This is a genomic window from Pseudomonas sp. NLJ1, assembly GCF_049486705.1.
GTDB lineage: Bacteria > Pseudomonadota > Gammaproteobacteria > Pseudomonadales > Pseudomonadaceae > Aquipseudomonas > Aquipseudomonas inefficax.
The window spans coordinates 4,671,349-4,690,338 of record NZ_CP137735.1 but is presented as its reverse complement, the minus strand read 5'-3'; the positions used below and the strand labels follow the sequence as shown (position 1 = coordinate 4,690,338).

Below are 18,990 nucleotides of genomic sequence, written 5' to 3'. Positions count from 1 at the left end.
AATTGGTAGGTCTGGGCAGATTTGAACTGCCGACCTCACCCTTATCAGGGGTGCGCTCTAACCAACTGAGCTACAGACCTATAACAGGGTCGCGTTACAGCATCGTCTTTTACAATGAATCAAGCAATTCGTGTGGGAGCTCATCAGTAGGCTGATGTCGTCGATTAAGGAGGTGATCCAGCCGCAGGTTCCCCTACGGCTACCTTGTTACGACTTCACCCCAGTCATGAATCACACCGTGGTAACCGTCCTCCCGAAGGTTAGACTAGCTACTTCTGGTGCAACCCACTCCCATGGTGTGACGGGCGGTGTGTACAAGGCCCGGGAACGTATTCACCGCGACATTCTGATTCGCGATTACTAGCGATTCCGACTTCACGCAGTCGAGTTGCAGACTGCGATCCGGACTACGATCGGTTTTGTGAGATTAGCTCCACCTCGCGGCTTGGCAACCCTCTGTACCGACCATTGTAGCACGTGTGTAGCCCAGGCCGTAAGGGCCATGATGACTTGACGTCATCCCCACCTTCCTCCGGTTTGTCACCGGCAGTCTCCTTAGAGTGCCCACCATAACGTGCTGGTAACTAAGGACAAGGGTTGCGCTCGTTACGGGACTTAACCCAACATCTCACGACACGAGCTGACGACAGCCATGCAGCACCTGTGTCAGAGTTCCCGAAGGCACCAATCCATCTCTGGAAAGTTCTCTGCATGTCAAGGCCTGGTAAGGTTCTTCGCGTTGCTTCGAATTAAACCACATGCTCCACCGCTTGTGCGGGCCCCCGTCAATTCATTTGAGTTTTAACCTTGCGGCCGTACTCCCCAGGCGGTCAACTTAATGCGTTAGCTGCGCCACTAAAATCTCAAGGATTCCAACGGCTAGTTGACATCGTTTACGGCGTGGACTACCAGGGTATCTAATCCTGTTTGCTCCCCACGCTTTCGCACCTCAGTGTCAGTATCAGTCCAGGTGGTCGCCTTCGCCACTGGTGTTCCTTCCTATATCTACGCATTTCACCGCTACACAGGAAATTCCACCACCCTCTACCGTACTCTAGCTCGCCAGTTTTGGATGCAGTTCCCAGGTTGAGCCCGGGGCTTTCACATCCAACTTAACGAACCACCTACGCGCGCTTTACGCCCAGTAATTCCGATTAACGCTTGCACCCTCTGTATTACCGCGGCTGCTGGCACAGAGTTAGCCGGTGCTTATTCTGTCGGTAACGTCAAAACAGCAAGGTATTAGCTTACTGCCCTTCCTCCCAACTTAAAGTGCTTTACAATCCGAAGACCTTCTTCACACACGCGGCATGGCTGGATCAGGCTTTCGCCCATTGTCCAATATTCCCCACTGCTGCCTCCCGTAGGAGTCTGGACCGTGTCTCAGTTCCAGTGTGACTGATCATCCTCTCAGACCAGTTACGGATCGTCGCCTTGGTGAGCCATTACCCCACCAACTAGCTAATCCGACCTAGGCTCATCTGATAGCGCAAGGCCCGAAGGTCCCCTGCTTTCTCCCGTAGGACGTATGCGGTATTAGCGTTCCTTTCGAAACGTTGCCCCCCACTACCAGGCAGATTCCTAGGCATTACTCACCCGTCCGCCGCTGAATCAAGGAGCAAGCTCCCGTCATCCGCTCGACTTGCATGTGTTAGGCCTGCCGCCAGCGTTCAATCTGAGCCATGATCAAACTCTTCAGTTCAATACTGCTTGGGTTTTTAAGAAACCCTAAACTTGGCTCAGCAATCTCAAATGACTATGTGATTTCTCGCATGGCCACTTGTGATGCTGATAATCTTTGTGACTATCAGTCCGTACTCACAAGCACCCACACGAATTGCTTGATTCGATTTGTTAAAGAGCGTTTGGTTAAGAGCTTTTCGTCTCAACCGAGGCGCGCATTCTACGCCTTCCTCATTTGCTGTCAAGCGTTTATTTTGAAGTTTTTTGCGAGAAACTCGTTTAGCTTCAAACACTTGACTCAACAGGGTGGCTGGCTTCGCTTCGCTACCGCGTTGGAGTGGTGCGCATTATAGGGCGACTTTTCAGCCGGTCAACCTTTAATTTCAATAATTTAGGTTTTTTTGAAAAGGACCGCGTCAGGGCCGCATGGTGCTCGCCGCAAGCCCTGCAGCGCCTGTGAGATCGAGCGTCGCGCGGGCGGCGCGCGATCTCACAGGCACCGAAAGTACAACGCCATGCACCTTGCCCCCCACCCTCATAATTGCGCACTATATTGCTCACCCCACCCCGCTCAAGGATCGCCGCGCAGAAATGAACACCCAACCCCGCAGCCTGGCCGCTACCTTCTTCCCGATCGGCTTGCTGCTCATCGCCATGGCATCGATACAGTCCGGTGCCTCACTGGCCAAAAGCATGTTCCCCATCATCGGTGCCCAAGGCACCACCACCCTGCGCCTGATCTTCGCCAGCATCATCATGCTGCTGATACTGCGCCCGTGGCGTGTGCGCATGACCCGCAATACCCTGCGCAACGTCATAATCTACGGCATGGCGCTGGGCGGCATGAACTTCCTCTTCTATATGGCTCTGCAAACGGTACCCATCGGCATCGCCGTGGCACTGGAGTTCACCGGCCCGCTGGCCGTGGCGATCTTTTCCTCGCGTCGGCCGATCGACTTCCTGTGGATTGCCCTGGCCATCGTCGGCCTGTTGTTGCTGCTGCCGGCCGGCCATGGCGGGCAGGCTCTCGACCCGGTCGGCGCAGCCTATGCCCTGGGCGCGGGCGTGTGTTGGGCGCTGTACATCCTGTTCGGGCAGCGTGCCGGGGCCGAGCATGGAATCCAGAGCGCCGCGCTGGGTGTTGTGGTCGCCGCGCTGTTCGTTGCTCCCATCGGTATCGCCCACGCTGGCAGCGCATTGCTCACACCCGCCGTGATCCCCATGGCGCTGGGCGTCGCGGTGCTGTCGACCGCCCTGCCCTACAGCCTGGAAATGGTTGCCCTCACGCGCATCCCGGCACGCACTTTCGGCACCCTCATGAGCATCGAACCAGCATTTGGCGCACTGTCCGGCTTGCTGTTCCTGGGGGAGGTACTGACGTTTACCCAGTGGCTGGCTATTCTGGCGATCATTACCGCATCGGTCGGCACCACCCTGTCCATGCGCAAGGAGCCCAGCCCGGCTGTCGCAGCAGACTGATATGAGAAATATTTTCATTTGAGACAGGATTAGTGATTGTAGCGACCCGTCTCGCTGATTAAGCTGTCACAGAATCATCATCTTTACGCTATCTACTGGACCGAACACGGACGCTGGGGAATTTTCAGGACGAACCGAAGCGATAACGACGGGGTCAGACAACTGATCCGCCCCGCATTTAAGGACAGGAATGAAACGTATTTTGCTCATCCTGGCCATCTTGGCTATTGCTGGATGTGCCGCCACGGCCAAGACTGAGGTCAAAAGGGGCAAGAAGGGCCTGCATATCAATTGTTCCGGCCTGTCTTCCTCGTGGGACAACTGCTACAGCAAGGCCGCTAGCTCCTGCAGCACGCGCGGCTATCGGGTCGTTGCACGCTCGGGCGATAGCGATGAAGAACCCGGTGACTACTTGTTCGGTATCAACCCGGCGGGTTATACCAGCCGCAGCATGATCGTCATCTGCAAGTAGAAGAAAGGGCAGCTTTCAAGCTGCCCTTTTCATTTACCTCACAAGGGCGCGGTACGCGCCTCCAGCCAGGCCAGCGCGTCACCCTTGAGCAAGGGCGCCAGGCGCTCGCGCACACTGGCGTGATAACCGTTCAACCAGTCCCGCTCCTCCCTGGTCAGCAGCTCGGGCACCAGGCAGCGGGTGTCGATCGGGCACAGCGTCAGGGTTTCGAATTTCAGGAAGTCGCCGAAGGCGCTCTTGCCGGCCTCGCGGTTGACCACCAGGTTCTCGATGCGCACACCCCACTGCCCAGGGCGGTATGTACCCGGCTCGATCGAGCTGATCATGCCCACCTGCATCGCGGTCTGCGGTGTGGGCGCGGCCTGGTAGGCAATTACTTGCGGCCCCTCGTGCACATTCATGAAGTAACCCACCCCATGCCCGGTGCCGTGGCCATAATCTACCTGGTCAGCCCAGATCGGCGCGCGGGCAATGGCGTCGAGCAATGGCGACAGCACGCCTCGCGGGAAGGTAGCGCGCGACAAGGCGATCATGCCTTTGAGCACACGCGTGCAATCCTGCTTCTGTGCAAGGCTCGGGTTGCCCACCGGCACCATGCGGGTGATGTCGGTGGTACCGCCCAGGTACTGCCCGCCCGAATCGATCAGCAGCAGGCCATCGCCCTCGATGACCGCATGCGACTGCTCGGTGGCACGGTAATGCGGCATCGCGCCATTGCCATTGAAGGCGGCAATGGTAGAAAAACTCAACGACACGAAGCCCGGGCGGCGGGCACGCGCGGCACTCAATTGCTCGTCGACCGTCAGCTCGGTTACCAGCTGACGACCGAGGTTGGCCTCGAGCCAGGCGAAGAACTCGCACAAGGCCGCACCATCCTGCTCCATTACCTGGCGGATGTGCACCAGCTCGTCATCACTCTTGCACGACTTGCTCAGGGTGCTGGGGTTGAGCCCCTCGACCAGTTCCACCTCGGCCGGCAGGTTATCCAGCAGGCCGCAGGTGACCCGGGCCGGGTCGACCAGCAACCGGCTGCCGGCAGGTATGGCGGCAAGGGCCTTGCCTGCTTCGGTGTAGTCGCGCACTTCGATGCCGTCGACCGCCAGCACCTGGCACAGATGGTCATCGAGCTTGTCCTGGCCAACGAACAGAATGGCCTGCTGCTGGCTGATCAGGGCAAAGGCCACGAACACCGGATTATAGGACACATCGCTGCCGCGCAGATTGAACAGCCATGCGATGTCATCCAGGGTGGCGATGAAATGCCAGTCGGCCCCCTTGGCCTGCACGCTCTGGCGCAACTGCGCCAGTTTTTCCGCACGGCTCACCGTGGCGTGCGGCGGCAAATGCTGGTAGACCGGGTTGCCTGGCAGCGCCGGGCGCCCTTCCCAGACCTGGCCCAGCAGGTCCTTGTCAGTCACCAGGCGCGCCCCACGCGCCTTCAGCCGGTCGCCGAGCTGGCGCGCCGAAGCCAGGGCCATGACCGCACCATCTACCGCCACGCTGCCATTGAGCTGAACGTGATCGCCCAGCCATTCCAGCGCGCCAGGCTTGCCCGGCAACAGCTTCATCAGCTCGATGCCACTGCCTGCCAACTCGTGCTCCGCCTGTTCCCAGTAGCGGCTATCGACCCACAACCCGGCAAAATCAGCCGTGACCACCAGCGTGCCGACCGAGCCGTGGAAACCCGACAGCCACTGGCGCCCTTGCCAGTAACCGGGCAGGTATTCGGAAAGATGGGGGTCGGCCGAGGGTACCAGCAAGGCATCGATGCCCTCTGCGGCCATGGCCTGGCGTACCTGTGCCAGGCGCTGCGGCACGCTTTGCCCAAGGATGGTCTGAACGTTCATGCGCTCTCCTGCGGCTACATCACGGTTTATCCAATGCGTCGATAATGGAACAGCCGCCGAAGCCCTGCAATCTTGGCGACCGACACACGGCATGCATTGCCCGCCACGCCCTGCGCATACCGGACATTTCCTCCAGAAGGGTCAGGACCACCGATCAAGTTTCGCTGAACTTCCTCAAAGCACCGGCTTCACACTCAGTACATTCATTGCACACAGGCAGATGACCATGCCCAATGCCGGCGCCCCTAAAAGCGGCGTGGTGCTGCTCGACACCCGCGCGCACACCCCCGACCACGAGCATGCCGTACACCTGAAGCTTGCCGATGGCCTGGCCCGCCTGCTGGGCTGCGCGCACGTGCAACCCAGCCAGCCGCCAAGCGCCACCGATGGCTACTATTACCTGCCCACCGAAACCCTGGTCGATGCCAGGCGCCATGCCGCCTTGGGTATCTGCAGCGAACAGGACCTGTTCGGCGGCCTGGTCGCACACCCATACATGGCAACCAAGGCGATTTCCCACCCGCTGCCGGCAGGGGCCAGTTTCCCGCCGGGCTGGACCGATGCCTTCGCCCGGCAAGCCAGCGACGCCCTGCTGCGCGGCTACACCGTGTTCAGCAAGGCCGATGCGCGCAGCGCCGCACAGCTGTTGCTGGCGGACGGCCCGTTGCGAATCAAGCCGGTACTGGCCTGTGCAGGCCGTGGACAGCAGGTCATCAACACGGCGGATGAGCTGGAACCGCTACTGACCGGCATGAATGACCAGGACCTTGCGCTATGGGGGTTGGTGCTCGAGGAAGACCTGAGCGAAGTGCAAACCTTCAGCGTCGGCCAGGTACGCGTCGCCGGCCTGACCTGCAGCTATCACGGCACCCAGCAACTGACTCGCGACCATCAGGGCACGGAAGTGTATGGCGGCTCCGACCTGGTAGTGGTGCGCGGTGACTACCAGGCACTGCTGCAACTGCCCCTGGACGAGCCGCTGCGCCTGGCCATAAACCAGGCGATGGCTTACGAACAGGCCGCCGAGCAGCACTTCCCCGGCTTCATCGCCTCACGGCGCAACTACGACATCGCCCGCGGCGTGACCCCCCAAGGCCACCTGCGCAGCGGCGTACTCGAACAATCCTGGCGTCTGGGCGGTGCCAGCAGTGCCGAGCTGCTGGCTTTGCAGGCGTTCGCCGACGACCCGGCACTGCAACGGGTGCGTGCCTCTACCCATGAAGTGTTCGGCACTCCCGAACTGCCCGCTGACGCCACCCTCTTCTACCAAGGAAACGACAGTGAACTCGGACAACTCAGCAAATTTGCGCGGATTCGCGAACATGACCATTCAGAGTGAAATCGTTGAACTGCAGGTCGAGGATGACAGCATCGTCGGCACCCTGGTCAGCCCCGGCAGCAAGATGCCGGGCATTCTCTTCGTCCACGGCTGGGGCGGCAGCCAGCAGCGCGACCTGGCCCGCGCCCGGCAGATCACCGGGCTGGGCTGCGTGTGCATGACCTTCGATCTGCGCGGCCACGAAAAAACCGAAAGCCAACGGCTGACGGTCACCCGCGAACAGAACCTGACCGACCTGCTGGTGGCCTACGACCGGCTGGTAAGTCACCCGGCCGTCGATTCCAGTGCCATCGCCATCATCGGCAGCAGCTATGGCGGCTACCTGGCCACCCTGCTGACCCGCGAACGGCCGGTCAAATGGCTGGCCCTGCGAGTACCCGCCATGTACTGGGACGACGAATGGAACCTCCCCAAGCAAACCCTCGACCGGCAACGGCTGAACGCCTACCGCCAGCGACCGCTCGGGCCGTCGGACAACCGCGCGCTGGCAGCCTGTGCCGAATTCGGTGGTGATGTACTGCTGGTGGAGTCCGAGCAGGACGACTACGTGCCGCACAGCACACTGATGAGCTACCGCTCGGCATTCGTCAGTGCCCATTCGCTCACCCACCGCATTGTCGACGGTGCCGACCACGCATTGTCCAGCGAAGAAAGCCAGAAAGCCTACAGTTCGATCCTGGCGGCATGGGTCAGCGAAATGGTCATTGGCGCCCGCCTGGACCGCTACCCGCACTACGCGCCCTGGTATGCCTGAGGCTCACCCACCTGGCAATGCAGGCCGCCATCGGCGCCGCGCACCAGGCTGCGCAGGGTCTGATAGGCAGCAAAGTTGACGCCACGGGCCTGGTGCTGGCCAAGCAGTTCGAGAAAAGGTTCCCCGACGAAATACACCGCCGCCGCTGCCCACGCCTGGCGGGACTGCCATTGCAGGTACTGCAGCACCCGGCTGCCGTCGTCGCTGGCCTGGATACTGACACCCTGCAGCCCTTCGCAATGCGCGGCCAACGCTTCACTGCGTGCTACCAGCGCCTGGGCCAACGCCTGCTGGAAGCTGCCGGGCACTTCATATTCGATCATCTGGGTAAACCACAGGGCTTGAGTTGTTGCCGTCATGAACGTTCTCCTGCTGACGGACGCGTACAGCGCGATGCCGAGCAGGGTAAAACCTCAAGTTATGTCAAGGTCAAGCGGTTTTCCGCAACGGGAACACCCGGTACGCCCTAACCGGATACGGCGAAGCGCCGCCGGTAATCACTCGGGGTCAGGCCAGTGATGCGCTGAAATACCTTGCGAAACGCTCCCGGGTCCTGGTAACCGACGCCCCAGGCGATCTGCTCGACATTGCGCCGGGTGAACTCCAGCAAGCGACACGCCCGCCCCACCCTCACCTGCTGGCAGTACTCGGTTGGCCGCAGCCCCGTGGCAGCACGAAAACGCCGCAGGAAGGTGCGTTCCTCCAGCCCCGCGCAGGCGGCCATGCCGGCCAGGTCGGCATCCTGCCCTCCGTTGCCCTGCAACCAGTGCTGTACTTTCAGCACCGCCTCATCGCCATGATCCAGGCGTGGATTGAACACTGCACCGGGCAGCGGCGCCGTGACCGGGTCGACCGCAAGATAGCGGGCAGTTTCCCGCGCCACCGTCGCCCCCATGAAGCGCTCAAGCAAGCGCAAGCCCAGGTCGGTCCAGGCCATCAGCCCGGCCGAGGTGACAATGTCGCCATCGTCCAGCAACGGTTGCTGGGCCTCGACCCGCACCTTGGGGAAACGCTGGGCAAGCGAATGCACGTAGTTCCAGTGGGTACAGGCCGGGCGCCCGTCGAGCAGGCCACTGGCGGCGATGAAGAACACCCCGATGCACACCGATGCCAGTACCGTGCCGTGCCCGTGCAACTGGCACAACGTCGCGCGATGGCGTTCAAGCAGCTCACCTTGTGGTGCCGACTCCAGGCTCGGCGGAATGATCAGCACCCGCAGATCGGATACGGCGACGGGCGGGCTTTCAGGGGCAGGCTGCAATTGCCCCGCCTCGTCCGCCTGCCAGAAGCTGATACGCACCGATGGCAACTCGACGGCCCCAAGTTCCGCAGCCACCCGGTTGGCCACCAGGAACAGGTCGGCCAAGCCATGCACGGCGGCACGCTGCGCGCCTGGGTACAGCAGCAGGCCGATGTCCAGGCTGGCGTGGTTGTCAGTTTTTGCCCGCATAGTGTCGTTCGCGCCAATCCTCAGGTCCGTGCGCACAGCCTATAACTAACGTCATCCAACGACTACTGCCACAGGAGGCAGCATGAGCAAGCAGGCGCTGATCATCATCGATATCCAGAACGACTACTTCCCGGGCGGCAAATGGACGCTCGATGGGGCCGACCAGGCGGCGGACAATGCTGCCCGTCTGCTGGCAGCGGCACGTCAACGGGGCGACCTGGTGGTGCATGTACGGCATGAGTTCGACAGCGCCGATGCGCCGTTCTTCGCGCCGGGTACGCAGGGCGCGGCGATCCACAGCAAGGTCGAACCGCTGGCGGGCGAGCCGGTGGTGCTCAAGCACAAGGTCAACGCCTTTCTCGGTACCGACCTCGAACACACGCTTGACCGGCATGGCGTCGAAGCCCTGACGATTGTCGGCAGCATGAGCCACATGTGCATCGACGCCGCCACCCGGGCCGCAGCCGACCTGGGTTACGAGGTGACCGTGGCGCACGACGCCTGTGCCACGCTGCCACTGGAGTTCGATGGCAATCGGGTGCCGGCGGCACAGGTACATGATTCGGCGATGGCGGCGTTGGCGTTTGCCTATGCCAAGGTGGTGAAGACCGATGAATTGCTGGATCGCTGATCAGGCTTGAGGTCTGGCGGCGCTTTGCGCCCCATCGCGACGCAAGGCCGCTCCTACAGGGGGTACGCGATCTCCTGTAGGAGCGGCCTTGCGTCGCGATGGGCTGCGCAGCAGCCCCAAAACCTGCTACCTCAAATAACCACATTGCGCACAAATCGCACCGCCACCGCCCCATCGTTGCGATAGGCATACCGGCAATTGCTGGGAAACACCTGGAACTGCCCGACCTGCAGACGATGCTCGACCCCTTCGATAATCAGCGTCAGTTGCCCTTGCGCCACATAGATCTGCTCGCTCCAGCCCTCGGCATCAGCCTCGCTGAAATAGCACTCGCCCGGTGCCAGCGTCCATTCCCACAGCTCCACCTCGCGCCGCGCCACACTGCTGCCCAGCAGCACCGCCCGGCTCTGCGGATGCTCGCCGGCCCAGGCCAACTCTTCGATGCGCCCGGGGTCACGCTGGTCAGGTGCCTGGATCAGGGTACTGAAAGCCACGCCCAAGGCTTCGGCAATCAGGTCGAGGGTAGTCAGGCTGACATTCTTCTCGCCCGCCTCGATCGCCACCAGCATGCGCCGGCTGACACCGGAGCGCTCCGCCAGCGCCGTCTGGCTCATGCCCGCGGCGTTACGCAGGCCGCGTACATTGAGGCTGACATGTTGCAGCACCGATGCCCGGTGCGAGGAATCTTTGTGCACTATATTACTCACTGGTCGGTATTGCGCAGTATACTGCCCATTTTGCGGCGATTGTGCGCCGCCCCCTCCGAGTGCGCAAGACCATGACCCAGCCCAGCAGCAAACCGGCCCCTGCCATTACCTTTCGCCTGAGCAAGGCCGAACTGGTGCTGGTGTTCATCACCATGCTGTGGGGCGGCACCTTTCTGCTGGTGCACAACGTGATGACCGTCAGCGGCCCGATGTTCTTCGTCGGCCTGCGCTTCGCCGCAGCCGCGCTGTTCGTCGGGGTGGTCTCGGCGCGAGCACTGCCTGGGCTGACCTTCACCGAACTGAAGGCCGGCATGCTGATCGGTGTGTCGATCATGCTCGGCTACGGCTTGCAGACCATGGGCCTGCAAACCATCAGCAGCAGCCAGTCGGCGTTCATCACCGCGCTGTACGTGCCATTCGTGCCGCTGTTGCAGTGGCTGGTGCTGGGCCGGCGGCCCGGCCTGATGCCCAGCATCGGCATCTGCCTGGCGTTCATCGGCCTGATGCTGCTGGCCGGGCCGGAAGGGGGCAGCCTGCACTTCAGCGAAGGCGAACTGGTAACCCTGGTCAGCGCCGTGGCCATTGCCGGTGAAATCATCCTGATCAGCCGCTACGCCGGCCAGGTCGATGTGCGCCGGGTCACCGTGGTTCAGTTGGCGACCGCCTCGCTGCTGGCGTTCCTGATGATCGTGCCGACCCAGGAGCGCATACCTGACTTTTCCTGGCTGTTGCTGGCCAGTGCCGTGGGCCTGGGCGCCATGAGCGCGGTGATCCAGGTGGCAATGAACTGGGCGCAGAAGTCGGTCTCGCCCACCCGCGCCACCCTCATCTATGCCGGCGAACCGGTATGGGCCGGAATCGTCGGGCGCATCGCCGGTGAGCGCCTGCCGGGCGTGGCACTGCTCGGCGGCCTGCTGATCGTGATCGCGGTGGTGGTAAGCGAACTCAAGGTGCGCCGCCCGCGCGAGGTGGTCGAAGCGCGGGAAGTGCAGGATGAAGGCGAACGCCAGGCTGGCCTGTAAAGCCGTCAACTGCGGCTATGCTTTGTAAGAATCTGTTATAAAAAAACAGCTTGTCACAGCCTGTTTGTAGGATTCTGCGACAGCTTGCGTGTTGGTGATCATCCCCTCGGCACGTATGATTCTTTGCAAACTTCTCCAGAATAGGCCGCTATGTCTTTGATAGTGCTATTGCTTCTGCCGTTCGTGGGCAGTTGCCTGGCAGCCGTGCTGCCGCACAACGCACGTAACGCGGAGTCCATTCTCGCTGGGCTCGTGGCCCTGGTCGGCACTGTCCAGGTAGCACTGCTGTACCCTCAGGTCGCCCACGGTGGCGTGATTCGCGAAGAGTTCCTCTGGCTGCCCAGCCTGGGGCTGAACCTGGTGCTGCGCATGGACGGCTTCGCCTGGCTGTTCTCGCTGCTGGTGCTGGGCATCGGTACGCTGGTGTCGCTGTATGCCCGCTACTACATGTCACCGCAAGACCCGGTGCCGCGCTTCTTCGCCTTCTTCCTCGCCTTCATGGGCGCCATGCTCGGCCTGGTGATCTCCGGCAACCTGATCCAGCTGGTGTTCTTCTGGGAACTCACCAGCCTGTTCTCCTTCCTGCTGATCGGCTACTGGCACCACCGTGCCGACGCCCGCCGCGGCGCCTATATGGCGCTGATGGTCACTGGCGCGGGCGGCTTGTGCCTGCTGGTGGGTGCCCTGCTGCTCGGCCATGTGGTCGGCAGCTACGACCTGGACAAGGTCCTGGCTGCCGGCAACACCATTCGCCAGCATGCGCTGTACCCGGTGCTGCTGCCGCTGATCCTCATCGGCGCCCTTAGCAAGAGTGCACAATTCCCCTTCCAGTTCTGGCTGCCCCATGCCATGGCAGCGCCCACCCCGGTATCGGCTTATCTGCACTCGGCGACCATGGTCAAGGCCGGGGTATTCCTGCTGGCGCGCTTGTGGCCGGTGCTGTCGGGCAGCGAGGAGTGGTTCTGGATCGTCGGCGGTGCCGGTGCCCTCACTCTGCTGCTCGGCGCCTTCGCCGCCATGTTCCAGAACGACCTCAAGGGTCTGCTGGCGTACTCGACCATCAGCCACCTGGGCCTGATTACCCTGCTGCTGGGCCTGAACAGCCCGCTGGCCGCGGTCGCAGCGGTATTCCACATTCTCAACCACGCCACCTTCAAGGCCTCGTTGTTCATGGCCGCCGGCATCATCGATCACGAAAGCGGCACCCGTGACATCCGCCGCCTCAGCGGTTTGATACGCCTGGTGCCATACACCGCCACCCTGGCCATGGTGGCCAGCGCCTCGATGGCCGGCGTGCCGTTGATGAACGGTTTCCTGTCCAAGGAAATGTTCTTTGCCGAAACGGTGTTCATCAGCTCCAGCGCCTGGGTCGAGGCCACGCTGCCGGTAATCGCCACCCTGGCCGGCACCTTCAGCGTGGCCTATGCCCTGCGTTTCACCGTCGATGTGTTCTTCGGCCCCACTGCGCAGGACCTCCCGCACACCCCGCACGAACCGCCACGCTGGATGCGTGCGCCGGTCGAACTGCTGGTGCTCACCTGCCTGGTGGTGGGCATCTTCCCTGCCCAGTCGGTCGGCCCGCTGCTGGCCGCTGCCGCCCTGCCTGTGGTGGGCGGCACCCTGCCGGAATACAGCCTGGCCATCTGGCATGGCTGGAACGCGCCGCTGGTCATGAGCCTGGTGGCCATGAGCGGCGGTATCGTGCTGTACCTGTTGCTGCGCAAGCAGCTGCGCCTGGGCCGCTTCCCCTACCCGCCGGTGATCGAGCGTTTCAACGGCAAGCGCCTGTTCGAGTACGGTCAGGTGCAGCTGATGCTGCTGGCGCGGCGTATCGAGCGCCTGCTCACCAGCCGCCGCCTGCAGTCGCAGCTGTTCATGCTGGTGCTCGCCGCCTTCCTCGCCGGCCTCACGCCCATGCTCTACAGCGGCCTGAGCTGGGGCGATCGGCCGAAGATTCCAGGTTCGGGCGTGTTCGTCGCGCTGTGGCTGATTGCCATCGCCTGCGCCATCGGCGCCGCCTACCAGGCCAAGTACCACCGTTTGGCAGCGTTGATCATGGTCAGCGTCTGCGGCCTGATGACCTGCATCACCTTCGTCTGGTTCTCCGCGCCCGACCTGGCCCTGACTCAGCTGGTAGTGGAAGTGGTCACCACCGTGCTGATCCTCCTCGGTCTGCGCTGGCTGCCGCGGCGGATCGAAGGCGTATCGCCGCTGCCGGGCAGCCTGGAGCGTGCACGCATGCGTCGCCTGCGCGACCTGCTGCTGGCGGTGCTGGTAGGTGGCGGCATGGCCGTGCTGTCCTATGCCATGCTGACCCGGCCGACGCCGAACGACATTTCCTCGTTCTACCTGAGCCGGGCCCTGCCCCAGGGCGGTGGCACCAACGTGGTCAATGTCATGCTGGTCGACTTCCGTGGCTTCGATACCCTTGGTGAAATCACCGTGCTGGTGGCCGTGGCGCTGACCGTGTTCGCCCTGCTGCGGCGCTTCCGCCCACCGAAGGAAAGCATGCAACTGCCGGCGCAGCAGCGTCAGCTGGCACCCGATGTGGTCACCGACCTGATCAATCCGCGGCATGCCACCGACACCGCACTGGGTTTCATGATGGTGCCCGCTGTGCTGGTGCGCCTGCTGCTGCCGATCGCCCTGCTGGTGTCGATGTACCTGTTCATGCGTGGCCACAACCAGCCCGGTGGCGGCTTTGTCGCCGGCCTGGTGATGTCGGTGGCATTCATCCTGCAGTACATGGTGGCCGGCACCCAGTGGGTCGAGGCGCAGATGAGCCTGCGCCCGCTGCGCTGGATGGGCACCGGACTGCTGTGCGCAACCCTGACCGGCACCGGCGCGATGCTGCTGGGCTACCCGTTCCTCACTACCCATACCGCCCACCTGCACCTGCCGTTGCTCGGTGATGTGCACGTGGCCAGCGCGCTGTTCTTCGATGTCGGTGTGTTCACCGTGGTGGTCGGCTCGACCCTGCTGATCCTCACTGCCCTGGCGCACCAGTCGGTGCGCGCCTACCGCCCGGGCAACCCGGCGAAAACCAGCCAAGCAGGAGCCGCCTGATGGAAGAAGTGATTGCAGTTGCCATCGGCGTGCTGGCCGCCTCGGGGGTATGGCTGATCCTGCGCCCGCGAACTTACCAGGTGATCATGGGCCTGTGCCTGCTGTCGTACGGGGTCAACCTGTTCATCTTCAGCATGGGCAGCCTGTTCATTGGCAAAGAACCGATCATCAAGGACGGCGTGCCCCAAGACCTGCTGCACTACACCGACCCGCTGCCGCAGGCCCTGGTGCTCACCGCCATCGTCATCAGCTTCGCCATGACCGCGCTGTTCCTGGTGGTGTTGCTGGCCTCGCGCGGCCTGACCGGTACCGACCACGTGGATGGCCGGGAGCGTGACGAATGAGTGGCATGAGCCAGTTGATCATCGCGCCCATCCTGCTGCCACTGGTGACCGCGGCAGTGATGTTGCTGCTGGGCGAGAAACACCGGCAGACAAAAGCCCGGCTGAACCTCCTGTCGACTTTCGCCGGCCTGGGCATCGCGGTCAGCCTGTTATTGTGGGTGCGCACCCAGGGCCAGGCGGAATCCATCGGTGTCTACCTGCCGGGCAACTGGCCGGCGCCGTTCGGCATCGTGCTGGTGGTCGACCACCTGTCGGCCCTGCTGCTGACGCTCACCGGGATCATTGCCTTCAGTGCCCTGCTGTTTGCCCGCGCTCGCTGGGATAGTGCGGGGGCCAGCTTCCACGCGCTGTTCCAGATCCAGCTGATGGGCTTGTACGGCGCCTTCCTCACTGCCGACCTGTTCAACCTGTTCGTGTTCTTCGAGGTGCTGCTGGCGGCTTCCTATGGCCTGCTGCTGCACGGCTCGGGCCGCGCCCGGGTGCGAGCCGGCCTGCACTACATTGCCATCAACCTGTTCGCCTCGTCGCTGTTCCTGATCGGCGCCGCGATGCTGTATGGCGTGACCGGAACCCTGAACATGGCCGACCTGGCCCTGAAGATTCCGCTGGTGCCAGAGGCCGACCGTGGCCTGCTGCACGCTGGCGCGGCGATCCTGGCCATGGCGTTCCTGGTCAAGGCCGGCATCTGGCCGCTGAACTTCTGGCTGGTGCCGGCCTATGCCTCGGCCAGCGCGCCGGTGGCTGCGCTGTTCGCCATCATGACCAAGGTCGGCCTGTATGCCGTACTGCGCCTGTGGACACTGCTGTTCTCCGGGCAGGCCGGGGCCTCGGCGCACTTCGGTGGTGAATGGCTGGTATACGGTGGCCTGGTCACCCTGGCGGTGGCGGCGGTGTCGATCCTGGCCGCGCAGCGCCTGGAGCGCATGGCCGCCCTCAGCATCCTGGTTTCGGCCGGCACCCTGCTCGGCGCCGTCGGTTTCGCTCAATCGGCGCTGACCGGCGCGGCGTTGTTCTACCTGGTCAACTCGACCCTGGCTCTGTGCGCGCTGTTCCTGCTCGCCGAACTGGTCGAACGTTCGCGCTCGGCCAACGAAGCACCGCTGGACGACGAAGAAGACGCCATGCCCCCACCGCTGGAATCACTGCACCCACCCAAGGGCATCAACCTCGACGACGAACAGAAGGTGGTGATCGGCCAGATCATTCCGTGGACCATGGCCTTCCTCGGCCTCAGCTTCATCGCCTGCGCCCTGCTGATCATCGGCATGCCGCCGCTGTCGGGCTTTGTCGGCAAGCTCAACCTGATCAGCGCGCTGTTCAACCCGCAAGGGCTGGGTGTGCCTGCCGAGCAGCCGCTGGGGGCGGCAGGCTGGGGCCTGGTGGCGTTGCTGATCCTGTCTGGCATGGCCTCGCTGATCGCCTTCGGCCGTGTCGGCATCCAGCGCTTCTGGAAGCCTGAGGAACGCCCTTCGCCGGTGCTGCGCCGCTATGAATGCCTGCCCATCGTTATCCTGCTCGGCCTGTGCATCATCCTCAGCTTCAAGGCCGAGCCACTGCTGCGCTACACCCAGGACACCGCTGCCGGCCTGCAGGCCCCCGACGCCTATATCGAAGCCGTGATGGCCGCGCGGCCGATTCCTGGCCCCACCTCGCTTGACGTACAGGTGCAGCCATGAATCGACTGTTCCCCGCACCGCTCTTATCGGTTTCGCTGTTCGCACTGTGGCTGTTGCTGAACCTCTCGGTCAGCCCCGGCAATCTGTTGCTGGCTGCCGCGCTCGGCGTGCTGGCGCCTCTGTTGATGGCGCCACTGCGCCCGCAGCATGCCCATGTGCGACGGCCGCTGGCGATCGCCCGGCTGATTGGCCGGGTCGGTATCGATGTGATCATGTCCAACCTGCTGGTTGCCCGTGGCGTGCTGCGCGCCGGCAAGCAGCCGCCACGCTCTGCGTTCGTGCACATCCCGCTGGCCCTGCGCGACCCGCATGGCCTGGCAGCGTTGTCGATGATTACCACGGTGGTGCCCGGCACGGTCTGGTCCGAACTGGCGCTGGACCGCAGCGTGTTGCTGCTGCATGTGTTCGACCTGGATGACGAGGCGGCCTTCATCCAGCACTTCAAGGACACCTACGAACGCCCGCTTATGGAGATTTTCCAATGACAGGCCTGCTCGCCAATGCTGTCCTCGCCAGCCTGTTCATCTTTGCCCTGGCCATGGCCCTGGCACTTATCCGGCTGTTCCGCGGCCCGTCCGCCCAGGACCGGGTGCTGGCGCTGGACTACCTGTACATCCTGGCCATGCTGACCATGCTGGTACTGGGAATCCGTTATGCCAGTGACACCTACTTCGAAGGTGCCCTGCTGATTGCGCTGTTCGGTTTCGTTGGCTCGTTTGCCCTGGCCAAGTTCCTGCTGCGCGGTGAGGTGATCGAATGACTGAAAACCTGCAACTCCCCTTCTGGCTGGAGCTGGTCACTTCCGCACTGCTGCTGACCGGCAGCCTTTTCGCCCTGATCGGCGCCGTGGGCCTGTTGCGGCTGAAGGACTACTTTCAGCGCATGCACCCACCGGCACTGGCCTCGACCATTGGCGCCTGGTGCGTGGCACTGGCTTCGATCATCTACTTTTCCTGGCTCAAGGAAGCCCCGGTGTTGCACGCCTGGCTGATTCCGATCCTGCTGTCGATCACCGTACCGGTGACCACATTGTTGCTGGCCCGGGCAGCACTGTTCCGCAAGCGCATGGCGAAAGAGCCGGTACCTGAAGAAGTCAGCAGCGGCCGCGATCGAGGCAACTGACAGATCGCGGCCTCACCCTTGGGCAAGGCGCTGCAACTCGCGCCGGACCATGGCCACATAAGGCGGCGGGCCAAGGCGATATAATTCGCCTGCCACCCAGTTCAACCAGGCGCCTTGCAGTTCATCGCGCCTGGCCAGCAAACGCTCGGCCTCGGCCAAGGCATCCGCCTGGTGCTGCCGATGGAACTCGGCACGCGTGGCGGGCACCTCGTCACTGTGGGTCATTCACTGGCCTTGAAGGTGGTCAGCTCACCTTTGCGCCATTTGGCAACCTTTCCGGTCACCGCCTTGAGCAACTTGCCCAGGCCTTCCTGCACTTGCTGCTGCGCAGCGAACACCAGCATCACACCGTGACCTTCACGGAACACGATGCCTTCGCCTTCGGGCACCGACACGAAGGCGTAATCGCCCACGCCATATACGTTCAGCTTGATTTCACGAAAGCGCATTTCCAGTTTGCCGCCTTCACGGCTGGGCAGTACCGCGGCGCGAAAGTGGTCGCCGACCTTCAGTTCCAAACGTTGCTTGTCATCGACGACCAATGCGCTTTCGGTGTCGATTTCGGCCATGTACAGGCCTTCGGGACTCTGTTCGGTGACATAGACAAAGCGGCCCTGAAACAACTGGGCCAATTTACCGCGCAAGTCGCCCAGGGCGAACAACGCATGGGTATCAAGAGTGCTGACTGCCAATGAAGTAATCCTCAACCGGTTACAACCCGCCCTCACCCAAAGCTCGGTGAGGCACGGTCATTTCTTATCGATAGGCGAAAGAATAATAAAGCGATATGCGAAATGTCTGTGCCCGCTGGCGCTGCAGCGTGCAGGAATCTTTACTCTGGCTTGCCAGATCTGGCCTCGAATACAGGCTTTCGGCATATTCCCAATTCGGGAAGCGTAATGTCTGACAACAAAACCGCCAGAAAAGATGCGGCAGGCAATGCCAGAGCGCACGTGAGAACGGGCCCTGCAATCCATCAGCGCATTACTGGGGGAAGAATATGCACGAAAACACCGAAATTCGTCGAGAGGTAAAGTACATTTCTTACAGGGAACGCCCTGAACAACCCTGCTCACTCGCCGACAGCACTCACGGCGCTCAGGCAGCCAAGCCCTTCTTCAACTGCTGCTGCCAGGCCGCCTGGCACTCCAGCGCCTCTTCACGGGTGGCGAATGCGGTGCCACGGCGTTCGCCATTGACCAGCACTACCCAGCAGTTGCGCACACCCAGCGCCCGTAGTGCGGCAGGCACACCCGAACCAATCATCACGGCTACATCGACCCGGCTATTCATCATTCCCTCCGGAATTTAATTAGCACCCTAACGATAGAGCCATGATACGCCTGCTTACGGCGCGGAAACAGCGCATCCCGGTATAGCAGTGTTACGTACGGGGCA

19 protein-coding genes, 1 tRNA gene and 1 rRNA gene are annotated in these 18,990 nt (G+C 62.4%); 12 read left to right on the top strand and 9 right to left on the bottom strand.

The annotated features are described in order from the left end of the window. Positions 1-3: 3 nt before the first annotated feature. Together R9B85_RS21210 and R9B85_RS21205 are read right to left on the bottom strand one after the other, a co-directional pair. Positions 4-80 (bottom strand) — tRNA-Ile (locus R9B85_RS21210). 85 nt (positions 81-165) lie between these two features. Continuing rightward, a 16S ribosomal RNA gene (locus R9B85_RS21205) occupies positions 166-1,702 on the bottom strand. 572 nt (positions 1,703-2,274) lie between these two features. Between R9B85_RS21205 and rhtA the strand changes: the two genes are divergently transcribed. Together rhtA and R9B85_RS21195 are read left to right on the top strand one after the other, a co-directional pair. Then, on the top strand, positions 2,275-3,162 hold the full coding sequence (gene rhtA / locus R9B85_RS21200) for a threonine/homoserine exporter RhtA (protein ID WP_112253260.1): 888 nt from the start codon (positions 2,275-2,277) through the stop codon (positions 3,160-3,162). 190 nt (positions 3,163-3,352) lie between these two features. Beyond that, positions 3,353-3,634, top strand: a complete 282-nt coding sequence (locus R9B85_RS21195) for a hypothetical protein (RefSeq protein ID WP_112253261.1) — start codon at positions 3,353-3,355, stop codon at positions 3,632-3,634. 38 nt (positions 3,635-3,672) lie between these two features. On the opposite strand, the gene R9B85_RS21190 is transcribed toward R9B85_RS21195, so the two are convergent. Continuing rightward, entirely contained in the window at positions 3,673-5,481 is a 1,809-nt protein-coding gene (locus tag R9B85_RS21190; RefSeq protein ID WP_207878151.1) for an aminopeptidase P family protein, read from the bottom strand. 220 nt (positions 5,482-5,701) lie between these two features. Between R9B85_RS21190 and R9B85_RS21185 the strand changes: the two genes are divergently transcribed. Both R9B85_RS21185 and R9B85_RS21180 read left to right on the top strand, forming a co-directional pair. Continuing rightward, positions 5,702-6,820 carry a DUF3182 family protein gene (locus R9B85_RS21185; RefSeq protein WP_112253263.1) on the top strand — a complete coding sequence of 373 codons (1,119 nt, stop codon included), beginning with the start codon at positions 5,702-5,704 and terminating at the stop codon, positions 6,818-6,820. Beyond that, positions 6,804-7,574 (top strand): alpha/beta hydrolase family protein, encoded by a 771-nt coding sequence (locus R9B85_RS21180; protein ID WP_423770539.1) that lies wholly within the window; start codon positions 6,804-6,806, stop codon positions 7,572-7,574. The genes R9B85_RS21185 and R9B85_RS21180 overlap by 17 nt, the downstream gene beginning before the upstream one ends. Here R9B85_RS21180 and R9B85_RS21175 read toward each other — a convergent pair. Together R9B85_RS21175 and R9B85_RS21170 are read right to left on the bottom strand one after the other, a co-directional pair. Continuing rightward, complete coding sequence (locus R9B85_RS21175; RefSeq protein WP_112253265.1) at positions 7,553-7,933, bottom strand: antibiotic biosynthesis monooxygenase; 381 nt, start codon at positions 7,931-7,933, stop codon at positions 7,553-7,555. The two genes, R9B85_RS21180 and R9B85_RS21175, sit on opposite strands and share 22 nt — an antisense overlap. Before the next feature lie 107 nt (positions 7,934-8,040). Next, the gene (locus tag R9B85_RS21170; RefSeq protein ID WP_112253266.1) at positions 8,041-9,024 is read right to left on the bottom strand and encodes a GlxA family transcriptional regulator; all 984 of its coding nucleotides are present in this window, start codon (positions 9,022-9,024) and stop codon (positions 8,041-8,043) included. An 82-nt stretch (positions 9,025-9,106) separates the two neighbouring features. On the opposite strand from R9B85_RS21170, the gene R9B85_RS21165 reads away from it, so the two are divergent. Continuing rightward, positions 9,107-9,655 (top strand): cysteine hydrolase family protein, encoded by a 549-nt coding sequence (locus tag R9B85_RS21165; protein WP_423770538.1) that lies wholly within the window; start codon positions 9,107-9,109, stop codon positions 9,653-9,655. A 131-nt stretch (positions 9,656-9,786) separates the two neighbouring features. Here R9B85_RS21165 and R9B85_RS21160 read toward each other — a convergent pair whose 3' ends face one another. Beyond that, a complete protein-coding gene (locus R9B85_RS21160) occupies positions 9,787-10,350 on the bottom strand; it encodes a helix-turn-helix domain-containing protein (RefSeq protein ID WP_112253268.1) in 564 nt (187 codons plus the stop codon). Positions 10,351-10,433: 83 nt separating this feature from the next. Between R9B85_RS21160 and R9B85_RS21155 the strand changes: the two genes are divergently transcribed. The 7 genes from R9B85_RS21155 (at position 10,434) to R9B85_RS21125 (ending at position 17,592) form a co-directional block, all read left to right on the top strand. Beyond that, positions 10,434-11,384: a DMT family transporter gene (locus tag R9B85_RS21155; RefSeq protein WP_112253269.1), complete on the top strand. Its 951-nt coding sequence runs from the start codon at positions 10,434-10,436 to the stop codon at positions 11,382-11,384. Positions 11,385-11,534: 150 nt separating this feature from the next. Then, positions 11,535-14,450 (top strand): monovalent cation/H+ antiporter subunit A, encoded by a 2,916-nt coding sequence (locus R9B85_RS21150; RefSeq protein ID WP_207878155.1) that lies wholly within the window; start codon positions 11,535-11,537, stop codon positions 14,448-14,450. After that, the gene (locus tag R9B85_RS21145; RefSeq protein WP_013971840.1) at positions 14,450-14,794 is read left to right on the top strand and encodes a Na+/H+ antiporter subunit C; all 345 of its coding nucleotides are present in this window, start codon (positions 14,450-14,452) and stop codon (positions 14,792-14,794) included. The genes R9B85_RS21150 and R9B85_RS21145 overlap by 1 nt, the downstream gene beginning before the upstream one ends. Then, on the top strand, positions 14,791-16,470 hold the full coding sequence (locus tag R9B85_RS21140) for a monovalent cation/H+ antiporter subunit D (protein ID WP_112253271.1): 1,680 nt from the start codon (positions 14,791-14,793) through the stop codon (positions 16,468-16,470). Before R9B85_RS21145 ends, R9B85_RS21140 begins: the two co-directional genes overlap by 4 nt. Then, entirely contained in the window at positions 16,467-16,955 is a 489-nt protein-coding gene (locus tag R9B85_RS21135) for a Na+/H+ antiporter subunit E (RefSeq protein ID WP_252379127.1), read from the top strand. The genes R9B85_RS21140 and R9B85_RS21135 overlap by 4 nt, the downstream gene beginning before the upstream one ends. Beyond that, entirely contained in the window at positions 16,952-17,230 is a 279-nt protein-coding gene (locus R9B85_RS21130) for a K+/H+ antiporter subunit F (protein ID WP_003259015.1), read from the top strand. Before R9B85_RS21135 ends, R9B85_RS21130 begins: the two co-directional genes overlap by 4 nt. Continuing rightward, positions 17,227-17,592, top strand: a complete 366-nt coding sequence (locus R9B85_RS21125; protein WP_112253273.1) for a Na+/H+ antiporter subunit G — start codon at positions 17,227-17,229, stop codon at positions 17,590-17,592. Before R9B85_RS21130 ends, R9B85_RS21125 begins: the two co-directional genes overlap by 4 nt. A 12-nt stretch (positions 17,593-17,604) precedes the next feature. Here R9B85_RS21125 and R9B85_RS21120 read toward each other — a convergent pair whose 3' ends face one another. The 3 genes from R9B85_RS21120 to R9B85_RS21110 form a co-directional block, all read right to left on the bottom strand. Further along, complete coding sequence (locus R9B85_RS21120; RefSeq protein WP_112253274.1) at positions 17,605-17,817, bottom strand: hypothetical protein; 213 nt, start codon at positions 17,815-17,817, stop codon at positions 17,605-17,607. Continuing rightward, positions 17,814-18,284 (bottom strand): hypothetical protein, encoded by a 471-nt coding sequence (locus R9B85_RS21115; protein WP_003259020.1) that lies wholly within the window; start codon positions 18,282-18,284, stop codon positions 17,814-17,816. Before R9B85_RS21115 ends, R9B85_RS21120 begins: the two co-directional genes overlap by 4 nt. 406 nt (positions 18,285-18,690) lie before the next feature. Next, positions 18,691-18,885, bottom strand: coding sequence for a hypothetical protein (locus R9B85_RS21110; RefSeq protein WP_112253275.1), 195 nt, complete (start codon positions 18,883-18,885; stop codon positions 18,691-18,693). Positions 18,886-18,990 lie beyond the last annotated feature (105 nt).

Bases quoted from the DNA above. Each gene is read 5' to 3' on its own strand.
- rhtA (WP_112253260.1), top strand. From the start codon at position 2,275: ATGAACACCCAACCCCGCAGCCTGGCCGCTACCTTCTTCCCGATCGGC.
- R9B85_RS21195 (WP_112253261.1), top strand. From the start codon at position 3,353: ATGAAACGTATTTTGCTCATCCTGGCCATCTTGGCTATTGCTGGATGT.
- R9B85_RS21190 (WP_207878151.1), bottom strand. From the start codon at position 5,481: ATGAACGTTCAGACCATCCTTGGGCAAAGCGTGCCGCAGCGCCTGGCA.
- R9B85_RS21185 (WP_112253263.1), top strand. From the start codon at position 5,702: ATGACCATGCCCAATGCCGGCGCCCCTAAAAGCGGCGTGGTGCTGCTC.
- R9B85_RS21180 (WP_423770539.1), top strand. From the start codon at position 6,804: ATGACCATTCAGAGTGAAATCGTTGAACTGCAGGTCGAGGATGACAGC.
- R9B85_RS21175 (WP_112253265.1), bottom strand. From the start codon at position 7,933: ATGACGGCAACAACTCAAGCCCTGTGGTTTACCCAGATGATCGAATAT.
- R9B85_RS21170 (WP_112253266.1), bottom strand. From the start codon at position 9,024: ATGCGGGCAAAAACTGACAACCACGCCAGCCTGGACATCGGCCTGCTG.
- R9B85_RS21165 (WP_423770538.1), top strand. From the start codon at position 9,107: ATGAGCAAGCAGGCGCTGATCATCATCGATATCCAGAACGACTACTTC.
- R9B85_RS21155 (WP_112253269.1), top strand. From the start codon at position 10,434: ATGACCCAGCCCAGCAGCAAACCGGCCCCTGCCATTACCTTTCGCCTG.
- R9B85_RS21150 (WP_207878155.1), top strand. From the start codon at position 11,535: ATGTCTTTGATAGTGCTATTGCTTCTGCCGTTCGTGGGCAGTTGCCTG.
- R9B85_RS21145 (WP_013971840.1), top strand. From the start codon at position 14,450: ATGGAAGAAGTGATTGCAGTTGCCATCGGCGTGCTGGCCGCCTCGGGG.
- R9B85_RS21140 (WP_112253271.1), top strand. From the start codon at position 14,791: ATGAGTGGCATGAGCCAGTTGATCATCGCGCCCATCCTGCTGCCACTG.
- R9B85_RS21135 (WP_252379127.1), top strand. From the start codon at position 16,467: ATGAATCGACTGTTCCCCGCACCGCTCTTATCGGTTTCGCTGTTCGCA.
- R9B85_RS21130 (WP_003259015.1), top strand. From the start codon at position 16,952: ATGACAGGCCTGCTCGCCAATGCTGTCCTCGCCAGCCTGTTCATCTTT.
- R9B85_RS21125 (WP_112253273.1), top strand. From the start codon at position 17,227: ATGACTGAAAACCTGCAACTCCCCTTCTGGCTGGAGCTGGTCACTTCC.
- R9B85_RS21120 (WP_112253274.1), bottom strand. From the start codon at position 17,817: ATGACCCACAGTGACGAGGTGCCCGCCACGCGTGCCGAGTTCCATCGG.
- R9B85_RS21110 (WP_112253275.1), bottom strand. From the start codon at position 18,885: ATGAATAGCCGGGTCGATGTAGCCGTGATGATTGGTTCGGGTGTGCCT.